Source organism: Hymenobacter coalescens (assembly GCF_054783195.1).
The window spans coordinates 442045-463258 of sequence record NZ_BAAGRA010000016.1 but is presented as its reverse complement, the minus strand read 5'-3'; the positions used below and the strand labels follow the sequence as shown (position 1 = coordinate 463258).

Annotated in this window: 14 protein-coding genes; 4 read left to right on the top strand and 10 right to left on the bottom strand. The window is 62.4% G+C overall.

The annotated features are described in order from the left end of the window. Positions 1 to 6: 6 nt before the first annotated feature. The 9 genes from ACYVKQ_RS13375 to asnB form a co-directional block, all read right to left on the bottom strand. Positions 7 to 1146, bottom strand: coding sequence for a DegT/DnrJ/EryC1/StrS family aminotransferase (locus ACYVKQ_RS13375; protein ID WP_460675845.1), 1140 nt, complete (start codon positions 1144 to 1146; stop codon positions 7 to 9). Between the two features lie 214 nt (positions 1147 to 1360). Next, on the bottom strand, positions 1361 to 2332 hold the full coding sequence (locus ACYVKQ_RS13370) for a glycosyltransferase family 2 protein (RefSeq protein ID WP_460675844.1): 972 nt from the start codon (positions 2330 to 2332) through the stop codon (positions 1361 to 1363). Positions 2333 to 2370: 38 nt separating this feature from the next. Beyond that, the gene (locus tag ACYVKQ_RS13365) at positions 2371 to 3474 is read right to left on the bottom strand and encodes a DegT/DnrJ/EryC1/StrS family aminotransferase (protein WP_460675843.1); all 1104 of its coding nucleotides are present in this window, start codon (positions 3472 to 3474) and stop codon (positions 2371 to 2373) included. Positions 3475 to 3484: 10 nt separating this feature from the next. Further along, positions 3485 to 4456, bottom strand: coding sequence for a GNAT family protein (locus ACYVKQ_RS13360; RefSeq protein WP_460675842.1), 972 nt, complete (start codon positions 4454 to 4456; stop codon positions 3485 to 3487). Then, positions 4438 to 4854 carry a sugar 3,4-ketoisomerase gene (locus ACYVKQ_RS13355; RefSeq protein WP_460675841.1) on the bottom strand — a complete coding sequence of 139 codons (417 nt, stop codon included), beginning with the start codon at positions 4852 to 4854 and terminating at the stop codon, positions 4438 to 4440. The genes ACYVKQ_RS13360 and ACYVKQ_RS13355 overlap by 19 nt, the downstream gene beginning before the upstream one ends. Next, positions 4851 to 6572, bottom strand: coding sequence for a hypothetical protein (locus ACYVKQ_RS13350; RefSeq protein WP_460675840.1), 1722 nt, complete (start codon positions 6570 to 6572; stop codon positions 4851 to 4853). Before ACYVKQ_RS13350 ends, ACYVKQ_RS13355 begins: the two co-directional genes overlap by 4 nt. A gap of 146 nt (positions 6573 to 6718) precedes the next feature. Then, positions 6719 to 7678 carry a UDP-glucuronic acid decarboxylase family protein gene (locus ACYVKQ_RS13345; protein ID WP_460675839.1) on the bottom strand — a complete coding sequence of 320 codons (960 nt, stop codon included), beginning with the start codon at positions 7676 to 7678 and terminating at the stop codon, positions 6719 to 6721. Positions 7679 to 7728: 50 nt separating this feature from the next. Beyond that, positions 7729 to 9072 (bottom strand): UDP-glucose dehydrogenase family protein, encoded by a 1344-nt coding sequence (locus ACYVKQ_RS13340; RefSeq protein WP_460675838.1) that lies wholly within the window; start codon positions 9070 to 9072, stop codon positions 7729 to 7731. A gap of 34 nt (positions 9073 to 9106) precedes the next feature. Beyond that, a complete protein-coding gene (gene asnB, locus ACYVKQ_RS13335) occupies positions 9107 to 11065 on the bottom strand; it encodes an asparagine synthase (glutamine-hydrolyzing) (protein WP_460675837.1) in 1959 nt (652 codons plus the stop codon). Positions 11066 to 11219: 154 nt separating this feature from the next. Between asnB and ACYVKQ_RS13330 the strand changes: the two genes are divergently transcribed. Next, complete coding sequence (locus ACYVKQ_RS13330) at positions 11220 to 11759, top strand: acyl-CoA-binding protein (protein ID WP_460675836.1); 540 nt, start codon at positions 11220 to 11222, stop codon at positions 11757 to 11759. 63 nt (positions 11760 to 11822) lie between these two features. Here the strand turns inward: ACYVKQ_RS13330 and ACYVKQ_RS13325 are convergent, their stop codons facing one another. Beyond that, complete coding sequence (locus tag ACYVKQ_RS13325; protein ID WP_460675835.1) at positions 11823 to 13253, bottom strand: FAD-binding oxidoreductase; 1431 nt, start codon at positions 13251 to 13253, stop codon at positions 11823 to 11825. Between the two features lie 93 nt (positions 13254 to 13346). On the opposite strand from ACYVKQ_RS13325, the gene ACYVKQ_RS13320 reads away from it, so the two are divergent. From ACYVKQ_RS13320 to ACYVKQ_RS13310, 3 genes are all read left to right on the top strand, one after another. Beyond that, on the top strand, positions 13347 to 13952 hold the full coding sequence (locus ACYVKQ_RS13320; RefSeq protein WP_460675834.1) for a C40 family peptidase: 606 nt from the start codon (positions 13347 to 13349) through the stop codon (positions 13950 to 13952). A 275-nt stretch (positions 13953 to 14227) separates the two neighbouring features. Then, entirely contained in the window at positions 14228 to 17416 is a 3189-nt protein-coding gene (locus tag ACYVKQ_RS13315) for a TonB-dependent receptor (RefSeq protein ID WP_460675833.1), read from the top strand. Between the two features lie 208 nt (positions 17417 to 17624). Continuing rightward, positions 17625 to 21167 carry a TonB-dependent receptor domain-containing protein gene (locus tag ACYVKQ_RS13310; protein ID WP_460675832.1) on the top strand — a complete coding sequence of 1181 codons (3543 nt, stop codon included), beginning with the start codon at positions 17625 to 17627 and terminating at the stop codon, positions 21165 to 21167. Positions 21168 to 21214 lie beyond the last annotated feature (47 nt).

Below are 21214 nucleotides of genomic sequence, written 5' to 3'. Positions count from 1 at the left end.
GGGGTATTACCAGCCTTGTTTGATGGCACCCACGATGTACTCCACCTGCTCCGGGCTCAGCGCGTCGTGCAGCGGGATGTGAATCTGGGTTTCGTCGAAGCGGCGCTGGTTGACCAGCTCGTCGCGCTTGCCGCCGAACAAGGTGTTTTTGTCAATGCCGTCGTGCACCACCGAAGAGGCAATGCCACGCGACTTCATGGCCCGAATGAACTCCAGGCGGTTTTCAACGTGGAAACCGTACAGCCACTCGGCGCTTTCGCGGTCCGACTTGTGGTCGAACAGCTGCACGCCGGCTACGCCCTGCAGGCCCTCGTTGTATTGGCGCACCAACGCCCGGCGCTGGGTCATTCGTTCCTGGAAGTCTTCCAGATTTGCCAGGCCCAGGGCCGCGCCGTAGTCACTCAGGTGGTACTTGTAGCCCACGTCGGTCAGGTCGTACACCCGCTCGCCGATTTCGGACACGGGCGAGTTGGCGCGGTCGATGCCGAACCAGCGGCGGCGGAATACTTCGCGGGCCACGTTCGGGTCCGGGCAGCACAGGGCGCCGCCGTCGCCGGTGGTCAGGTGCTTGATGGCCTGGAACGAGAAGCAGGTGTAATCGGAAATCGAACCGATGGCGCGGCCTTTGTACGTGGCACCGGGGGCATGGGCCGCGTCTTCGATGACCACGAGGTTGTGCTTGCGGGCAATGGCGTGAATCTCGTCCATGTCGCAGGGGTAGCCGCCCCAGTGCACGGCCATGATGGCCTTGGTACGCTCGGTGATGCGCGCCTCAATGGTCGAGGGGTCGATGTTGCCGTTTTCGTACTGAATGTCGGCAAACACCGGCGTGGCGCCTTCCTGCACAACGACCAGAGCCGAGGCAATGAAGGTTTGCGGCGAGAGGATGACCTCGTCGCCGGGGCCGATGCCGGCCACCACCATGGCTAGGTGCAGGGCGCTGGTGCCGCTGTTCAGGGCGGCCGGATTGGCCATTCCCAGCTCGGCCGTCAGGCGCGTTTCAAACTCTTTAACCAGCTTGCCTTCGCTGAGGAAGGTGGTGGTCAGGACTTCCGACACGCGGCGCTGGGCCGAGGGATGCACGAAAGTGTTGAAGATGGGAATCATGGGCGCCGAAGATGCGCCGGCGGGAGTTCTATCAGCCATACGTCTGCTAAAGCCGGAATGAGCCCGCAAAACTACACCGAAATTTGCCAACTCAGGCTGTCGCCGCCGTTAGTATCTGTCAGAGACCGAAGCCCAACAATAATCCGTACGGTGGCAAGCGCAACGCACCCAAGGGCTTCGTTACGCTTGCCCCCGTACGGATTAAACCCAATAATTTGTTGCTAACGTGCTGATTACAGCTCCTTCCCAACCGCTACTCTACCAAATCGCGGTGGGTGTTATTGACCAAGTTGCCCGACTCGTACACGTCTTTTACCACGTACAGCGGCCGCTTGCGGGCCGCGTCGAGGCCCCGCCAGACGTACTCGCCGATGACGCCTAGGGCAACCATCTGAAAGGCCGACACGAAGAGCACCACGACCATCAGCGTAGTCCAGCCAGCCGGCTCATCCGGTCCGATGAGCTTCAGCAGGATGACGTAGAATCCGTACAGCGTGGCCACGGCGCCGAGCACCAGACCCACGGCCGAAATAGCCCGCACCGGCACAAAGGAAAAAGCCAGCAGTGAGTCGATAAGCAGCTTGATCTTTTTGCTGAGCGTCCAGCGCGACTTGCCTATTTCGCGCTTGCGCCGCACGTACGGAATGTTCACGTAGGCAAAGCCCAGCCACACCATCAGGTAGAACACGTTGGAGTTGCGCTCGTGCAGTTTGAGCACCTCTTCCGCCACGTGCCGGTCGAAAAACACGAAGTCGAAGCCCCCGTCCGGGATGTTGCGCAGCGCCAGGTGCTTCATCAGCCAGTGAAAGGTCTTGGCCAGCACCTGCGAGAAGCCTTTTTCCTCGCGGTCCTGCCGGTTGCCGATAACCAGCTTGAAACCCTGCTGCCAGTAGCCGTACATCTTGGCCATCAGCTCGGGCGGGTCCTGCATGTCGGCCGTGATGACGGCCATGCAGTCGCCGGTGGCGTGGGCCATGCCGGCCACGATGGCGTTGTACGAACCCACGTTGCCGGCCAGGTCCACGATGCGGATGCGGTCGGGGTACATCTGCTGCGCCCGCCGCAGCGCCCCCAGGGTATCGTCGCCCGAGCCATCATTGACGAACACGTACTCGAAGCTGACTTCGGCCGGGAAATTGGCTTCGTTGGCGACCAGCTCGCGCGCCGTCACGGGGATGTTTTCCTCGTTGAAGTAGCAGGGAATGATGACGGAAAGCTTGGGCATGGAAAGCAACGCTAAGAGCAAATGAAACGAACCCGGCGCTACGCGCGGAAGCTGCGAATGGCCGCTGCTATGGCCACGACCTGCTCCTCGGTCATGCCCGGCCACATGGGCAGGCTCAGGCAGGTCGCCGCCAACTCTTCGGCAATGGGGAAAGCGTCCACAGGCAGGTTCAGCGCGGCGTAGGCCTGCTGGCGGTGCGGCGGCACCGGGTAATGAATCAGGCTACCGATGCCTTGGGCGGTGAGGTGCTGCTGCAGCGCGTCGCGGCGGGCGTGGTGCACCACGTAGAGGTGGTACACGTGCGTGGCGCCGGGGGCCGTGTGCGGCAGCCGCAGCCCGTCGATGCCGGCCAAGTGCTGATCGTACCAGGCAGCCACCTGCTGGCGCTGGGCGGTCCACTCGGCCAAGTGCGGCAGCTTCACGCGCAGCAGGGCCGCCTGCAGCTCATCAAGGCGGGAGTTGTAGCCCACCACTTCGTTGTAATATTTCTGCTGCGAGCCGTAGTTGCGCAGCACCCGAATTTTCTGAGCCAACTCCGCATCGGTGGTGGTCACAGCGCCGGCGTCCCCTAAGGCTCCCAGGTTTTTGCCGGGATAGAAGCTGGTACCGTTTGCGTGGCCGAAGCTGCCGGTAAGCCCGCCGTCGAAGGCCGCGCCCTGCGACTGGGCATTGTCTTCTACCACGTACAGCCCGTGTTTCGCCGCCAGGGCCATGATTTCCGTCATGCGGCAGGCCTGTCCGTAAAGGTGCACGGGCATGATGGCCCGGGTACGCGGGGTGAGGGCGGCTTCGATCAAGTCGGGATTGAGGTTGCTGGTGGCCGGATCGGGCTCCACCGGCACGATGGTGCCGCCAACCTGCGTCACGGCCAGCCATGTCGCGATATAAGTGTTCGAGGGCACAATAACCTCGTCGCCGGGGCCAACACCCAGTGCCCGTAAGGCCAGCACTAGCGCATCGAGGCCGTTGGCTACGCCCACGCACTGCGTCACTTGGTTGAAAGCCGCGTACTCCTGCTCAAACTGCTGCACTTCTTGGCCCAGCACGTACCAATGCGAGTCGTAGACGCGGGCAAAAGCAGTGGCCATGTCGGCGCGCAAGGGAGTATGCTGGGGCCCAAAGGCCAAGAATGGTACGTTCATGCGGGTAAAACTAAGCATAGCACGCCAACACGTGGCTGGTGGCGCCGAGCTTGAAGCCCAGCTTTTCGCTGGTGCGAAACACGGCGCGGTTGGTGGCCTGGGTGGTCATCAGCACGTAGCGGTGGCCCTGGGTGCGGGCGCGGTGCACGGTTTCGCCCACCAATTTCACGTGCCAGCCGCGGTTGGCGGGTCCCACCGCCGTGAGCAGCACCCGCGACATGCCAGCGCCCAGCACCGCGGCATCGGCCTGCAGGTCGCCAATGGCCAAGAAAGAATCTAGCGGCAGCCCAGGCTCATCGGGCACCAGCACGGCGTCGGCAAAGCCGGTGACGGCGGCGGCGGCGTAGCGGGCCAGGTAAGCATCGGCCCGCTCCGGCCCAAACCACGGATCGGCGTGGTAGCGGTCAAAATCATTGCGCGCGGCTGCGGATACGGCGCCTACGCGTTCGGCTTCGTCGGGCCGGGCCAGCCGCACCGGGTGGCGGGGCTGCCCAAAGTCAGCTACGGCGTCGTGGTAATAGGTCAAGCGGGTTTCTACCAACTGCCAGCCGGCGCCGGTCAGGGCTTGCAGCAGCGCCAGGTCTTCGGCCGGTACGATGCTGAACGCGTAAAAGGAACCCCGGGCGGCCAGTTGCTGCCGCAAGGCGCTGGCCGCCGCGCTCAACGCAGCCGGTCGGGCACCGGGACCAAACAAGCCGGTAAATAGCCGGTAAGTTGGCGTGCCGAAGTAGTCGGAGTCCCAGCTCAGGTGGTTGAGCAGCCACTGCCCCGGACCGTACTCGGGGGCAAAGTCCCATACCTCTTCCCCCGCTGCTTGGCCGAAGCGCGCGGCAGCGCCCCTACCAAAGCGTTCCTGCTCAGCAGCGGCCGCCGGCTCGGGCAGCCGCAAGAAGAAATACGGTGAGTAATATGCCAGCGCGTCGGCGCGGGCCGCTACCAAGGTCGGCTGCGGCGCCGACGCGCTTACTTCCGCCCCTGCCATATCTGTTTGAATTGCTCGTAGCTACGGATGTAATCGGCTTCCTCGTAGGAGCTGGAGGCCAGCACCAGCTGCACCGCCGTGTGCGAGTACTGCATGGTATGCCAAGCGTGGGGCGGTACGTATAGCCCGACGTGCGGGTCTTCGAGGCGAAACGTCTGGATTTCTCCATCGGGCAACTCCGTGGTGACAACGATGCGCCCCGTAACTGCGATGAGCACCTGTTCGGTCTGGTGGTGTGCGTGGCGGCCCCGCACGATGCTTTCGGGCGTGTAGTACGTCCAGAACAGGCGCTTGATAGCGAACGGCACGTGAGCCTGCATCGAATCAGCTACCGAGATGTAGCCGATGGTGGGGTCGCCCAACTTGGGGAATTCTAACAGATGCGGGTTGGGCTTCATCGGAGGGTTATCGAGGTCGGAGCAGTGTTTTCCGACCGTAAATAATAACGACGTGGCAAATTTGCAGCGGTGAGCAAGCGGCTGTCAGCGGCCGGCTCCAGGCGCAGCCGCTGGCCAGGTGGCAGGGCCAGCCGATGATTGAGGTAATGCTCTAGAAAGGGGGCAAAATCCGGCAGCAGCAGCCAGGTGGTGCTAGGCCGCTGGTTTAGTTGCTGCAGGGTCAAAGGCAAGTCGCGCGTACCCGTCAGCACCTGCCGCAACCGCGGCTGCGAGGGGTCGAAGGCGTTCCAACCCGTCAGCGACATGATTTTGTAGAAGGCCAACAACTCGTAGCTGGCAAAGGGAGAGAGGTGCACGAAGGCGCCGTGCAGCCCTTGCTCCACCACCACTCCGCGCCCGGCTTCGGCACGCAGCGCTTGTAGGTACTCGGAGTGCAGCTGCTTGTTGCGATTCAGGCGCTGCCACAGCTGGCCATTAACGCCCAGCCACAGGGCCAGTACGGCCAACGCGCTTCCCAAGGCCCAATGCCGCTGCACCGGACGCAGGCGCGGCCAAGTGAATTCGGGCAGCAGCAGCCCAAACGCCAACACCAGGTTGACCAACGTGTACACCGTAACAATGGACTGCAACACCCGCAGGGGCAAATGAGGCACGAGCAGCAAGAACAACCCGGCAAAGCCCACTTGATAGGTCCAGAAAACCAGTACCGGCCAACTGCGCCATTGCAATCGGCCTCGCCGCAGTGCCTGCCCTACCGCCAACCAACAGCCCAACACGGCCAGCAAGCAAGGGTTCAGGCGCAGCAGCAGGCTACCCACGGCTGTTACCAGGGAATCGCTGTAGCTTTCCACATCGAGGGGACTGGCCACTGGTCGCGCACAGCGCTGGAAGAAGCTTTGGTTCAGCAGCAGCGTATCGTTGATGCCTTGGTGCGGAATCAGGCTTTGGTAAGCTAGGCTGTCCTGCGCATTGTGCACCGACAGCTCGGTGGTGCGGTAATCGAACAGGTGGGCGCGCTCCAGATCCATCTGCCGGTAATAGTCGGCCGTCGGCGGCGCCGTCAGGCGCTGCAGACCGGTCAGCGTCAGCAGCAGCACGCCGGCAAAAGCCACCGTCTGCGTGCCCCGGCGCCGCCCCTGCCACAGTACCAGCGGCAGCGTCAGGCCCAGCCCCAGCTCTGCGGCCGCGGGGCGTACGCCCCAGGCCGCAGCCAGTGCCAATCCGGCCCAGACATACGTGGTAGTACTTGCCCGACGGCCACCAGCTCGCGGCGCAAACAACAGCAACCCAGCAGCGGCCCCCAGCAGGATGGCCGGGCGCGTGAAGTTGATTTGGACGGCGTGAAGAAAATACGTGGCGGCCCAGAACGCGACTTCCACCAGCAGCAGTTCGAGGGGGCGCAGCCGCTCGTTGCTCAGTTCCTCCAGCACGTAGAAGGAGTTGACCAGCGCCAAGTACAGCAGCCCATAGAGCATCAACGCGTACCACGACACGGCGGGCAGCGCCATATATAGCGCGGCCAGCAGTTGGCTCCAGCCGTGCAGGTAGAGGTGCAGGTTGGCGACGGGCTCGGGTCCGCTGATGCCGCGCAGCAGCAGGTCGATGATGAGGTCGTCGTTGGATTCGTAATGAAATCCGCCCATCAGCCCCTGCAGGCCCATCAGCACGGCTGGCAAGCCGAAAATGCGCGCCCACTTCTTGCCGGAGGAAACTTCCAAACGACTATGCTCGCCTTGCTTCATCCGTTATCCATAGGTGGGCGGCGCCGAAAGCAGTAGCACTTCCGGCGCCGTCCAGTATATGAGCAATGATGTACCGTCGGTTTTTTCGGGCGGCGGCCGAAAACGACGCTGTACCGGGCCTGTTAATTCAACCCAAGGCTTTGCTGAAAGTACTCCAGCGTGCGACGCAGGCCTTCGGCCCGGTCTACCTTCGGCTCCCAGCCCAGGATTTCCTTGGCCTTGGTGATGTCCGGCCGCCGTTTCATCGGGTCGTTTTCGGGCAGCGGGTGGAACGAGGGCTTAAACTCCACGCCGGTCAGGCGGGCAATTTCCTCGCCGAATTCGCGAATGGTGATTTCTGCCGGGTTGCCAATATTCACCGGCAGGTGGTAATCCGACATGAGCAGGCGGTAAATACCGTCCACCAGGTCGTCGACGTAGCAGAACGAGCGCGTCTGCGACCCGTCGCCGAATACCGTCAGCGCCTCCCCTTTCAGGGCCTGGCTCAGGAAAGCCGGCAGTACGCGGCCGTCGTCGAGGCGCATGCGCGGGCCGTAGGTATTGAAGATGCGCACGATGCGCGTCTCCACGCCGTGCACATTGTGGTAGGCCATGGTAATGGCCTCTTGGAAGCGCTTGGCTTCGTCGTAGCAACCGCGCGGGCCCACCGGATTCACGTTGCCGTGGTACTCCTCCACCTGCGGGTGAATGTCCGGGTCGCCGTACACCTCGGAGGTGCTGGCGATGATGATGCGCGACTTCTTCACCCGGGCCAGGCCCAGCAGGTTGTGCGTGCCCAGCGAACCAACCTTCAGGGTCTGAATCGGAATCTTCAGGTAATCGATGGGCGAGGCCGGCGAGGCGAAGTGCAGGATGTAGTCGATGTTGCCCGGCACGTGGACAAACTTCGACACGTCGTGGTGGTAGAACTCGAAGTCCTTCTTGCCGAACAGGTGCTCGATGTTGGCCAGGTTGCCGGTCACGAGGTTGTCCATGGCAATGACGTGGAAACCCTCGGCCAGGAACCGGTCGCAGAGGTGCGAGCCGAGGAAGCCGGCGCCGCCCGTAATCAGTACGCGTTTCTTTTCGGAGCTATTAGCCATTAGCGGTAGCTGGTTGAGAAGATAAGCCGGAGCCCGCAGGCCCCGGAAAGTTATTGAACCGCCGGCTCGTTGTGGTGCGTGCGAATGCCGATGCAGTGGTAGGCAAAGCCCTCCTGCTCCATTTCCTTCGCGTCGTAGATGTTGCGGCCGTCGAACACCACGCGCTGCTTCATCAGGCGGGCCACCACCCCAAAGTTGGGCGAGCGGAACTGCGGCCACTCCGTCACCACCAGCAGGGCGTCGGCGTCGATGAGGGCCTCAAACTGGTCCTTGGCGTAATGGATCCGGTCGCCGAGGCTGTGCTGGGCCTCCTTCATGGCCACCGGGTCGTAGGCCGATACCGTGCAGCCGGCTTCCAGCAGCTTCTCGATGATGACCAGCGAAGGGGCTTCACGCATGTCGTCGGTCTTGGGCTTGAAGGAAAGGCCCCACACGGCGATTTTCCGGCCGGCCAGCTCGCCGCCGAAGTGCTGGTGCACTTTGTTGAAGAGCACCGACTTCTGGTTGTCGTTGACGCTTTCCACGGCCTTGAGCACCTGCATGTCGTAGCCGTTTTCCGAAGCCGTTTTGATCAGGGCTTTAACATCCTTGGGGAAGCAGGAGCCGCCGTAGCCGATGCCGGGGTAAATGAACTTGTTGCCAATGCGCGCGTCGGAGCCGATGCCCAGGCGCACCTTGTTCACGTCGGCCCCCATGATTTCGCACAGGTTGGCAATGTCGTTCATAAACGAAATCTTGGTCGCCAGCATGGAGTTGGCGGCGTATTTCGTCATCTCGGCCGACGGAATGTCCATGAAGATGATCGGGTGCCCGTTCATCAGGAAAGGCTTGTAGAGGCGACGCATCACTTCTTCGGCCCGCTCCGAGGCCACGCCCACCACGATGCGGTCGGGCTTGAGGAAGTCGTCGATGGCGGCGCCTTCCTTGAGGAACTCGGGGTTGGAAGCCACGTCAAACTCGATGTCGGCGCCGCGCTTGGCCAGCGCCTGCTCCAGCTCCTTGCGCACCTTGGCGGCCGTGCCCACGGGCACGGTGCTCTTGGTCACGATAACGCCGTAGCTGTTCATGTGCTCCCCGATGCCACGGGCCACAGCCAGCACGTACTTCAAATCGGCCGAGCCGTCTTCGCCGGGCGGCGTGCCCACGGCGATAAAGGCCACGTCGGCATCCTGAATACCTTCTGCCAGCGAAGTGGAGAAGTGCAGACGGCCGGCTTCCACATTGCGGGTAACCATTTCCTCCAGGCCCGGCTCGTAGATGGGCAGGATGCCTTGCTTGAGGTTGTCAATCTTCCGCTGGTCGATGTCGATGCAAGTCACATCGATACCCACTTCGGCAAAGCACGTACCCGTGACGAGGCCCACGTAGCCGGTGCCTACAACTGCGATTTTCATATGTTACGAGGGAGCGTGTGTCGGAATAAGGAACTTACTGGACGAGGCGCGAAGTCGCCGATTTGGGCGCGGGCGCGGTTGAAGCGGGCGTCATGTAGCGTTTCCACCAGTGCTGGAACACGATGAGAGCCCAGATGCGGGCGTGCACGTCGCCGGGGTTGCGTGAAAATAGTTGCTGCTTCAATGCGCGCACTGCCTCCACCGAAAAAATACCCTGCGCTTCCACGAAACCGTCGGAAAGCAGATCGTCTTCGATGAGCGGGCGCAGTTCGTTGCGGAACCACTTGAGCAAGGGCACCTCGAAGCCGTGCTTGGGGCGCTTGTACAGCTCTTCGGGCAGCATGGGGCGGAACGCGTCCTGCACAATGCGCTTTTTCAGCTGGGCGTTGATTTTGCTCTCGACGGGCAGCGAGAAGGCAAAGTTGACCACCTTGTAGTCCAGGAACGGGCTGCGCACCTCCAAGGAGTTGGCCATGCTCATCAGGTCCACCTTGGTGTTCATATCGTAAGGCAGCACCAGCCCCATATCCGTCAGCAGCACCTCGTTCAGGTCGCCGTCGGCGTGGATGTTCTCCAGGATGTCCTTGCGGCGTTTCTCGGCCAGCTTCTTGTTCACTTTCCGGCGCGCGTCGGGGCTGAGCAGGTTGCGCGCATCCTTTTCGTTGACGAAGGTGGCCCAATCCCAGTAGCGGTCCTTGGGGCCGGCGAGCATGCCGCGCGAGAAGCGCTGGAACTGCCGCACCTTGTTGCCAAAGTAGGAGTTGCGCGACTTCGGCAAGGCGTCCCAGAGCAGGTTCAGGCCCGTTACGGCCTCGGCTTTCCAGTCGGGGTTGCGCACCTGCCACTCGCCCATGTGCTTGTTGTAGCCGGCAAACATCTCGTCGGCGCCGTCGCCGGAAAGGGCCACGGTAACCTTCTCGCGGGTGCGTTTGCTGAGAATGTACACGGCCAGGGCCGAGGAGTCGGCAAACGGCTCGTCGAAGTAATCGAGCACGTCGAAGAGGTGCTCGTAGATATCGTTGTTGGTCAGCGAAAAGACCGTATGCTCGGTCTTGTGCATTTTAGCCACCAGGTTGGCGTACTTCGTCTCGTCGAAGAACGGCTCGTCCTTGAAGCCGATGCTGAACGTGTTCAGGTGCGGCGTGTGCTTGGCGGCCAGCGCCGTCACCACCGAGGAGTCGATGCCCCCGCTCAGGAAAGCGCCCAGCGGCACGTCGGCCACGAGGCGGCGCGCCACGGCCGCATCCATGAGCTCCACCAGCTTGGCCTGCTGCTGTTCGTAGCTGAGTTTGTTCTTGGCGGTTTTCTTCGCGTCGTAGGGAATCTTGTACCAGCGCTTGCCCACCACCTTGCCATCGGCCTTGATGAAAAGGTAGTGGCCGGGCAGCAGCTTCCTGACGCCCTTGAAGATGGTAGCCGGGCCGGGAATGTAGTTCAGCTGCAGGTAATGGCTGAGCGCGGCGTAATCCAGCTTGCGGGGCACGCCCAAGGCCAGCAGCGACTTCATCTCGGAGGCAAACATGAGCTTGTCCTCGTCGCGGTACACCAGCAGGGGCTTCACGCCCATCCGGTCGCGCGCGATGAAGAGGGTATTTTCCTCCTTGTCGTAAATGGCCAGGCCGAAGAAGCCGTTGAGCTTCTTCAGGAAGCCGCGGCCTTCGGTGATGTAGAGCTTCAGGATAACTTCCGTGTCGGTGTGCGAGCGGAAGGTGTAGCCCTTCTTCTGCAGCTTGGCCCGCAGCTCGCGGAAGTTGAAAATCTCGCCGTTGAAGACGATGGTATACCGCCCCGACTCGTCGGTCATGGGCTGGTTGCCGTCGGCTGAAAGGTCGAGAATGGCGAGACGGCGGAAGCCCAGGCCTACGCAGTCGTACACGAAATGACCCTGGGAGTCGGGACCCCGACTTACAATGGCGTCGGTGGAGGCTTGCAGCCCCGCCAGCGACGAGCGTCCTGGATCAGAAAAAGCGAAGAGTCCGGTGATTCCACACATAATTGGCGGGCAAAGGTACGAAGGTTCAGGACTTGCTCCCGACAAACGGGCCCGACTTGCCGGCCAGGCCCTTTGCGCAACCAAAGCTAGGCAGCGGCAGTAGAGTTCCTATCGGCCCGTCCGATTATCCCACTGACCCAAACACCCCCTCCCGATGAACCTCCAGAATCAATTAAGCCTGCAACAGGAATTTGAAGCAGCCGTGTCGCGCGTCAACGGCTTGCCTGGCGACCAGGCGGCCGCCCACATGAACGAACTGTACGGCCTTTACAAGCAAGCCACCGAAGGCGACCACGACACCGAGCGCGACGTGGTAGGCGACGACTCGCCCTCCAATCCCAGCGGCGACCCGGGCATGTCCCAGGCGCAGTGGGACTCCTGGAGCAAGTTTAAAGGGGTACCCGAAGACGAAGCCAAACGTCAGTACATCCAGAAAGTAGCCGAAATAGCCGGCCCCGTTGGCGAGGCTACCACTACGCTTACGGGCATCGGGCAGCCCGCTACCAGTTCGCAGGTTAGCGCCGGCTCCCAGGTCGGCAGCGGCGACCGGGTGGGCGGCAACGAGGCGCCCGCGCCCGGCACGGCCAAAGCCCCATACGAAAACGCCGGTGGGCAGTCGATGGGCGGCCTGCGCGGCGACATCAACGCCGGTGCCCCGTACGGCGGCGAAGATCAGCTCAAGACGCAGCAGTAGCCAGCGCACGGCTGCTCGACAGTAAAAAAGCCCCGGCTCCCACAGCCGGGGCTTTTTTAGGGCTTAAAAAATCTTGCCGGGGTTCAGGATGCCGTGCGGATCGAACACCTGCTTGATGCCGCGCATCAAATTCAGGTTTGCTTCCTTGAGGGCAATGCCGATGTAGCCTTTCTGCACCAGCCCGATGCCGTGCTCCCCGGAAATGGTACCGCCGAGGCGCACGCACAGCTCGAAAATCTCGCTGATGGGCTGGCGCAACCCCACATTCCACATCTCATCGTCTAGGTCGCCGCGGATGATGTTCACGTGCAGGTTACCGTCGCCGGCGTGGCCGTAGCACACGCTTTTGAAGCCGTACTGCTCGCCCAGGGCCTTGACGCCTTTAAGCAGGGTGGGCAGTTCGGCGCGGGGTACCACCGTGTCTTCCTCCTTATACACGGAGTTGTAGCGCACGGCATTGCCGATGTTGCGGCGAATCTTCCACAATTCGTCCTTCTGCGTGGCGGTGTCGGCCAGCAGGATTTCGCCCACATCGTAGCGCTCCAGCACAGCATATACCTGTTCGGCCTCCTTATAGAGCTGCTCCAAGTCCTGCCCATCGAGTTCGATGAGCAGGTGGGCGCGCACGTCCTCGGGCAGCGTGAGGGGAATCTGCAGGTAATCCGACGACCAGACAATGGCCTCGCGCTCCATAAACTCCATGCCCGAGGGGATGATGCCCGCCCGGAAAACGGCCGATACAGCCTCGGCCGCCTGCTCCTCTCGCCGGAAGGGCACCAGCATCAGAATGTTTTGCTGCGGGTACGGCAGCAGGCGAAACACCACTTTGGTGATGATGCCCAACGTGCCCTCCGAGCCCACCATGAGCTGGGTGAGGTTGTAGCCGGTGGAATTTTTCAGGGTGTTGGCGGCCGTCCAGATAATCTCGCCCGTCGGCAGTACTACCTGCAAATTGAGCACGTAGTCGCGGGTGGTGCCGTATTTCACGGCTTTAGGCCCACCGCTGCTGTGGGCCAGGTTGCCGCCCAGGAAACAGCTGCCCTTGCTAGCCGGATCGGGCGGGTAAAACAGCCCGACTTCCTTGACCGCGTTCTGAAACGCCTCGTTCACCACGCCCGGCTCCACGGTGGCCTGCAGGTTGCGCTCGTCGATTTCCAGGATGCGGTTTAGGCGCTCGGTGCTGATGACCACCCCATGATGGGCGGGCAGTGCCCCGCCCGAGAGGCCCGTGCCGGCGCCGCGGGGCGTCACGGGCAGGCGGTGTTCGTGGCAGAGGCGCATAATAGCGCTGATCTCTTCGGCGTTGGCGGGGCGCAGCACCACGTCGGGCCGGAAGGCGAGGTCTTCGGTATGGTCGCGGCCGTAGCGGGCGTATTCCTCGTCCGCCAAGCTGGTAGGCGTCAGCACGTGGGCCGCCCCTACGATGGCTTCAAAGGCAGTCAGCAGTTCCGGCGTGAGCTGCCCAAACCGGATTTCTTCAAGTAAATGACTCATTCACGTATCTTTGTGCCGATGCGGAAAACGTTCCCAAAGGTACGGCATTCGATGTGGCCCACCCGTTTGTTGGCGCCATCACTCATTGCCGGGTTGCTCCTCCTGGCCAGTTGCGGCGGCACCAAGAAGCTGAACTACCGCAACGGGCGTTATTACTCGGCGCAGGAAATGGCCCGCATGCGCGCCGCCGACCGGCGCGGCGCGGGCAGCAGCAAAGTCAAAACCAAGACCAAAACGGCGCGCATGAGCAGCGGGGGCCGCAAGATCGTGACGCGCGGGCCCAAGCGCAGCAGCAGCCCGGCGTCGGCCAACCGGCAAATAGCCACCGTTATCGAAACCGCCCGCTCTTACCAGGGCACCCCGTACAAATTCGGCGGCACCACCCGCCTCGGGATGGATTGCTCGGGTTTGCTGAACGTGTCGTTTGGCTCGGCCGGCATTCAGATTCCGCGTTCTTCCAACGAGCAGGCGGCCTGGGGCGACCCGATCAGGCCGCAGGATCTGCAGACGGGTGATTTAGTATTTTTCGGAGCTTCGCCTGGCAGCAACGCCATTACACACGTGGGTTTGGTTACGGAAGTGAGTCCGGAGGGTGTGCAGTTCATTCACTCTTCCACCTCGTTAGGCGTCGTGGAAAACGCGCTGGAAAGCGACTATTACCTGAGCCGCTTTATTAAAGCGGTGCGTCCTAAGTTGTGAATTTCCGTCGTAGCTTTGCCAAGCTTTTGGTCTGGCCGTACCCTGCTTGCCTTTCTGCGAGACGTAACGGTTCAGTAATACAAGTTGCCTTTTCGTGCAGTAGCTTTGCGCCGTTTTTTGCCTCGCTTCTCCCGCTTCCCCTGTCCTTTCTGACGTCTTTTTCCTGCGGCTCCCCGCCGGTTGAGTAGGCCCCTTTTGCGGCTCCGTCCGGCATTCACCCCAGGCTGAATCTTCGCTTAAGCACACCGTTTCCGTTTTTACCAACGCACTCACTCATGAGACACAAGTTTATTCACCACCTTCTGGCGCCGACGCTGGTAGTAGTTGCGGCTACTCAGAGTTGGGGGCAAGGGGCCACCACCTCCTCCATGGGTGGTACGATTACTGACAAAGCGGGTGAAGGCCTGCCGGGAGCGACGGTTATAGCCATCCACACGCCGACGAACACGCAGTACGTGGCGCCGACCAACTCGGAGGGCCGCTACAACATCCAGAACATGCGCGTGGGCGGGCCCTACACGGTGCGCATCACCTTCGTGGGCTACCAGGAGGTCACGCGCGAGGGCCTGTTCCTGACCCTGGGCCAGACCCAGCGCCTGGACATCAACCTGAGCGAGGCCACCACCCAGCTGCAGGGCGTCGAAATCGCCGGCCGCCGCGACCCGGTCATCAACGCCGGCCGAACCGGCGCCGAAACGTCGGTGTCGGGCGAGCAAATCCAGCGCCTGCCCACCCTGAACCGTAACCTGCAGGACTTCATCCGCGTGTCGCCGCAGGCCAACGGCGGCGGCAGCTCGTCGATCGGTGGCTCAAACAACCGCTACAACAACATCACCATCGACGGGGCCGTGAACAACGACGTGTTCGGTCTGTCCGGTAGCGGCACCCCCGGCGGTAACGCAGGCAACCAGCCGATTTCGCTGGACGCCGTGCAGGAACTGCAGATCGTGGTGGCGCCCTACGACGTAACGCTCGGCAACTTCACCGGCGGTGGGGTTAACGCCGTAACGCGCTCGGGCACCAACGACCTGTCGGCTTCGATCTACGGCTTCGGCCGTAACCAGAACTCGATTGGCAAGAGCGTAACCGAGCCCCGCACCAAGGCGTCCGATTTCTACAACTACCAGACGGGCGCCCGCGTCGGCGGCGCCATCGTGAAGGACAAGGTGTTCTTCTTCCTGAACGGAGAAATCTCGCGTCGCAACGAGCCGCTGGCCTTTGTGCCCGGCACTTCCGCGTCGCGCATTGATCAGAGCGTTCTTACCCAGATTGCCAACCGTGCGGCTTCCCGTTACAACTACGACGTAGGCGGCACCGAGCTCAACCGCCGCACCGAGAGCAACAAGCTCTTCGGCCGTCTGGACTTCAACCTTTCGCAGAATCACCAGCTGACGCTGCGCCACAACTTCGTGGAGGGCTTTGACGACAACATCTCGCGTAACTCCACGCAGATCCGTTTCGGCAACAACAACTTCCAGAACAACAACACCACCAACAGCAGCGTGGCCGAGTTGAACAGCCGACTCGGCAACTTCTCGAACAAGCTGCTGGTGAGCTACACCCGCATCCGCGACAACCGTACGACGGATGGGGCCCTCTTCCCCACGTTCGAAATCAACCAGTCGGGTAACCGCTACACGTTCGGCACGGAGCGCAGCTCGGGCTTCAACGAGCTGGACCAGGACATTGTCGAATTCACCGACAACGTTACCCGCGCCGTAGGCAAGCACACCTTCACGCTGGGCACGCACAACGAGTTCTTCAAGTTCCGCAACCTGTTCATCAACAACGGGGTGGGCTACTACCAGTTCAACTCGCTGGACGACTTCCTGAACGAGCGCCCCAACCGTCTGCAAGCCGCTTACGCCACCAACAACAACGGCGAAGCGACCTTCAGCGCCATGCAGGCCGGCGTTTACGCGCAGGACGAATACTCGCCGCGTGAAAACCTGCGCCTGACCCTGGGTGTGCGTCTGGACGTGCCCTTCTTCTTCGACGAGCCGGGCCTGAACCAGGGCGTGACGGACCGTTTCGGGAGCAACATCAGCACCCAGAACACGCCGAACGGCCAGCTGCTGTGGGCCCCGCGCCTGGGCTTTAACTGGGACGTTAACAACGATTCGCGCGTGCAGGTGCGCGGTGGTACCGGCGTATTTACCGGCCGCGTACCGTTCGTGTGGATTTCCAACGGCTTCACCAACAGCGGCCTGATTCAGGGTGCGGTGGATGCCCGCCCGGTGACCACCGGCACGCCGCCCAACCAGACGACGACCTACCCGGCCATCGTGACCGATCCTGCCCTGATCCGCACCACCTTCAACGCGGTGCCGACGGCTGAAATCAACGTCATCGACAAGAATTTCAAGCTGCCGCAGGTGTGGCGCACGAACCTGGCCGTGGACTTCCGCCTGCCGGGTGACATCGTCGCCACCGTGGAGGGTATCTACTCGAAGACCCTCAACGACATCTACTACAAGAACATCAACCTGGTGGCCCCGACCGGCCGCCTGGCTGGTCCCGACCAGCGCCCGGTGTATCCGTCGGCTCGTCAGATCGACACGCGCTACACCAACGTACTGCAGCTCGACAACACCAACAAGGGCTACCGCTACAACGCGACCGTACAGCTGCAGAAGCAGTTCACCAGCGGCCTGAACACCAGCCTGGCGTACACCTACGGCATGTCGAAGGAAGTAAACAGCGGCGCCAGCAGCACGGCGCTGTCGAACTGGCAGTTCAACCAGGTGCAGTCGGATCCGAACAACCCGGAGCTGGGCTTCTCGCGCAACGACCAGCGCCACCGCGTGCTGGCTACGGGTGGCTACACCCTGCGCTACGCCGGCGACAAGCTGGCCACGAACTTCTCCGTTATCTACGAAGGCCTCTCGGGCGCGCCGATTGCGTACGTATACGGCGCCGGTGGCCGCGACCTGAACAACGACGGCGGCTTTGCCAACGACCTGATCTACATCCCGCGCAACGCCAACGACCCGAACGAAATCGGCATCGTTAGAACGCCGACCCCGCCGGGTGGCACGCCGGACCCGCGCACGGTGGAAGAAATCCGCGCGCAGCTGGAGGCGTTCATCTCGAACGACCCCTACCTAAACAGCCGCCGTGGTCAGTACGCCGAGCGCTTCGCTGCTCGCACGCCCTGGATGCACCAGGTAGACGTGCGCGTGGCGCAGGACTTCAACTTCACGGCCGGCGGCAAGAAGAACACCATCCAGGTGAGCTTCGACATCCAGAACGTAGGCAACCTGCTCAACAACGAATGGGGCCGTCAGTACTTCGTGCAGAACAACGCCGTGGAGCTGCTGCGTCCGGAAACCACCGGCGTCAACGTTCGCCCGACGTTCTCGTTCCCGGCAACGTTTGCCGCCAACGGCAACCGCGGCTACGACATCTCGGCCTTCGCTTCGCGTTGGCAGGGTCAGCTGGGCGTGCGCTATATCTTCAACTAAGCGCAGCTTAATCTTCAGGCAAAAGGGCGGGGAAATTTCCCCGCCCTTTTTCTTTTGCCGGCTCAGATCGATTCCATCGTTGCGTTATTCACACGCTCAGAATCAAGCAATTAAAATTTAATTAAAATTACAGGCGAGACTTAACAATTCCATAAACCCGGCTGCTGCGGGCTGCGGTAGCTTTGCATCTGCTTTTTGCCGTTTCCCTATGAAAAAACAGTACTTACCACTCCTGCTGGCCCCCACCCTGCTGTTGGCTACGACCACGCCGGGCTGGAGCCAAGGGGTGACCACCTCCTCCATGGGTGGCACCATCACCGATAAAGCCGGCACGGGCCTGCCGGGAGCGACGGTTATAGCCATCCACACGCCGACGAACACGCAGTACGTGGCGCCGACCAACTCGGAGGGGCGCTACAACATCCAGAACATGCGCGTGGGCGGGCCCTACACGGTGCGCATCACCTTCGTGGGCTACCAGGAGGTCACGCGCGAGGGCCTGTTCCTGACCCTGGGCCAGACCCAGCGCCTGGACATCAACCTGAGCGAGGCCACCACCCAGCTGCAGGGCGTCGAAATCGCCGGCCGCCGCGACCCGGTCATCAACGCCGGCCGCACCGGCGCCGAAACCACCGTCTCGCGCGAGCAGCTGCAACGCCTGCCCACCCTGAACCGCTCGTTCGATGACTTCACGCGGCTTACGCCGCAGGCCAGCGGCAGCGGCGGCTTCGCCGGGCGCAACGGGGGCTACAACAACGTGACCATCGACGGGGCCATCTTCAACAACTCCTTCGGCCTTTCCTCCACCGTGGGCGGGCAAGCCAACGCCCAGCCGATTTCGCTCGACGCCATCGAGCAAATCCAAGTGAGCATTGCCCCGTACGACGTGCGGCAGGGCTCGTTTACCGGTGCGGGCGTCAACGCCGTGACGCGCTCGGGCACCAACACTTTCGCGGGCTCCCTTTACGGGTTCTACCGCAGCCAGGACCTGGTGGGTGACAAAGTAGGCGACTTTGAGCAGGCGTACCCGAAGTTCGACCTCAAGAACTACGGTTTCCGCTTCGGCGGCCCGATCATCAAGGACAAGCTGTTCTTCTTCGTCAACGGCGAGGAGGAAACCCGCACCGACCCGCCGACCGGCAACTTCACGGCCAACCGGGAAACCACGGCGCCGGCCGCCGGCTCCACCGTGTCGCGGGCCTCGTTCAACGACCTCTCGACGCTGCAAAGCTTTCTAAGCAGCAAGTACGGCTACAACGCCGGCCCCTTCGAGAACTACGACCTGCGCACCTACAGCCGCAAGGCCACGGCCAAGCTGGACTGGAACATCAGCGACCAGCACCGCTTCAGCGTGAAATACAACTACCTGAAGTCGTACCGCGACGTGAACCCCTCCAACTCCGGGGCGGTAAGCAACACGGCCACGCGCGCGCAGTCCCAGTTCGGCCTGCCCTTCTTCTCGTCGTACTACACCATCAACAACAACCTCAACTCCCTGATCGGGGAGCTGAACAGCACTTTCGGCTCGCGCTCCTCCAACAACTTCACGGTGGGCTACTCGGCCTTCCGCGACTTCCGCGAAAGCCCGGGTGGCGGCTCCTTCCCGCTGGTGGACATTGGCGACGCGACGGGCCGCACGGCGGCCGGCGGCGCGCTGAACGCGACCAACACGCTCACGTCGTTTGGCTACGAACCGTTCTCCGCGTTCAACATCCTCGATTCCGACGTGTACCAGCTTGGTGACAATTTCACCATGTACCTGGGCAAGCACAACGTGACGCTGGGCACTTACAACGAGCTATACAAGTTCCGCAACGGCTTCGCGCCCAACTACTACGGCGCGTACGCCTTTAACAGCCTCGACGACTTCTACGCCGCCGCCCGTACCGACGAGGCCCCCAACGGCTACGTGCGCGTCAACGGCGTGCCGGTGCCCAACACCGCTGCGGGTGCCACGCTGGGCTACGCGCAGCGCTACCAGCTGCAGTACTCGGCCCTGCCGGGCGGCTTCCCCTACGGCGTGACCAACGCGGCGCAGGTAGGCCTGTACGTGCAAGACGAGTGGAGCCCGCTCGACAACCTGAAAATCACGGCCGGCCTGCGCGGCGACATGCCCATCATCTACTCCGACATCGAGCGCAACGCGAATGCGGCCAACCTGACCTTTCGCGACGGGGTGAAGCTGGAAACCGACCGCCTGCCCAAGACGCGGGTGCTGTTTTCGCCGCGCGTGGGCGTGAACTGGGACGTGAACAACGACCGTAAAACCCAGGTGCGCGGCGGCACAGGCATCTTCACCGGCCGCGTGCCCTTCGTGTGGATCAGCAACCAGGCCAGCAACAACGGCGTGCAGTTCGGCTCGTTCTCGCGCACCGGCGCCCAGGTGTCGGACGCGCGCAACGTATTCAGCCCCAACGTGAACGCCTACCGCCCCGACCCCAACGGCTCGACGCCGCTGGCCAACACATCCTACAACCTAGCCGTCACCGACCAGGACTTCAAGTTTCCGCAGGTGTGGCGCACCAACCTCGCCGTGGACAAGGAGCTGTTCGGCGGCATCGTGGGCACACTGGAAGCCATTTACACCAAGGACGTCAACGCGGTGTACCACCAGAACGTGAACCTGCCGCAGGCCGTGGGCACCTCCAAGGGCGCCGACCAGCGGCCGATTTTCTACACGTTCGGCACCATCAATACCTCCGGCGCCAACGCGGGCCTTTACACCACGGCTCCGGTGGGCACGGCCCCGAACGCCCAGCCCAGCCTGATTGCCAACAACCGCATCTACGGCGGGCAGGGCGGCGCTTCGGCCACCAACCCGAACATCTCGGATGCCATCCTGATGAAGAATACCAAAAAAGGGTATTCGTACTCGCTGACGGGCCAGTTGCAGAAGTCGTTTGACAACGGCTTCTTCCTGAGCGCGGCCTACACCTACGCCGATTCGCGCTCGGTGAACGACGGCGGCTCCATCGCCCAGAGCATCTGGCGTGACCGGAGCGTGTCGGGCGACCCGAATGCGGACGTGCTCAGCTACTCGCAGTTTCTGGTGCAACACCGCGTCATCGGCTCGGCGTCGTACCGCCGCGAATACCTCGGTCACCTGGGCACCACCCTCTCGCTCTTCTACGAGGGCGCCCCGGCCGGCCGCTTCAGCTACCTCTACGGCGGCGACATGAACGGCGACAGCCAGAGCAACGACCTGATTTACGTGCCGCGCGACCAGAGCGAAATCCTGCTGCGCGACATTCCCTTCACGTTCCGCAACGCCCAGAACCAGAACGTGGAGTACGCCCGCTACACCGCCGGCCAGCAGTGGGCCGACCTGGACGCCTATATCCGCCAGGATAAGTACCTGAACGAGCGCCGCGGCCAGTACGCCGAGCGCAACGGCGGCGTGCGCCCCTGGCAGCACCGCTTCGACGTGCGCCTGCTCCAGGACGTGTTCACCAACATCGGAGCCAGCAAAAACACGTTGCAGCTGAGCATCGACATCTTCAACGTGGGTAACCTGCTTAACTCGGACTGGGGCACGTTCCGCACGCCCAACCGCACCGGCCTGCTCTCGTTTGCCGGCTACGACGCCCAGGGCCGCCCCAACTTCACTTACCCCTACCTCTCCAACCCCGTGCGCAGCGCCGACGGCAGCGTAACCGCCGGCCGCCCGCTGAACGAGACGTTCCGCAACGATACCGGCGGCTTGGGCTCGCGCTGGCAGGGGCAAATAGGCTTGCGCTACATCTTTAACTAAGCCAACCAGTTAGGCTAGCAAAACGGCCCGGGAGACTTTCCCGGGCC

Excerpts from the sequence above, each read along its gene's own strand:
- ACYVKQ_RS13345 (WP_460675839.1), bottom strand. The coding sequence starts at position 7,678 with ATGGCTAATAGCTCCGAAAAGAAACGCGTACTGATTACGGGCGGCGCC.
- ACYVKQ_RS13310 (WP_460675832.1), top strand. The coding sequence starts at position 17,625 with ATGAAAAAACAGTACTTACCACTCCTGCTGGCCCCCACCCTGCTGTTG.
- asnB (WP_460675837.1), bottom strand. The coding sequence starts at position 11,065 with ATGTGTGGAATCACCGGACTCTTCGCTTTTTCTGATCCAGGACGCTCG.
- ACYVKQ_RS13325 (WP_460675835.1), bottom strand. The coding sequence starts at position 13,253 with ATGAGTCATTTACTTGAAGAAATCCGGTTTGGGCAGCTCACGCCGGAA.
- ACYVKQ_RS13330 (WP_460675836.1), top strand. The coding sequence starts at position 11,220 with ATGAACCTCCAGAATCAATTAAGCCTGCAACAGGAATTTGAAGCAGCC.
- ACYVKQ_RS13340 (WP_460675838.1), bottom strand. The coding sequence starts at position 9,072 with ATGAAAATCGCAGTTGTAGGCACCGGCTACGTGGGCCTCGTCACGGGT.
- ACYVKQ_RS13370 (WP_460675844.1), bottom strand. The coding sequence starts at position 2,332 with ATGCCCAAGCTTTCCGTCATCATTCCCTGCTACTTCAACGAGGAAAAC.
- ACYVKQ_RS13315 (WP_460675833.1), top strand. The coding sequence starts at position 14,228 with ATGAGACACAAGTTTATTCACCACCTTCTGGCGCCGACGCTGGTAGTA.
- ACYVKQ_RS13355 (WP_460675841.1), bottom strand. The coding sequence starts at position 4,854 with ATGAAGCCCAACCCGCATCTGTTAGAATTCCCCAAGTTGGGCGACCCC.
- ACYVKQ_RS13375 (WP_460675845.1), bottom strand. The coding sequence starts at position 1,146 with ATGGCTGATAGAACTCCCGCCGGCGCATCTTCGGCGCCCATGATTCCC.
- ACYVKQ_RS13360 (WP_460675842.1), bottom strand. The coding sequence starts at position 4,456 with ATGGCAGGGGCGGAAGTAAGCGCGTCGGCGCCGCAGCCGACCTTGGTA.
- ACYVKQ_RS13365 (WP_460675843.1), bottom strand. The coding sequence starts at position 3,474 with ATGAACGTACCATTCTTGGCCTTTGGGCCCCAGCATACTCCCTTGCGC.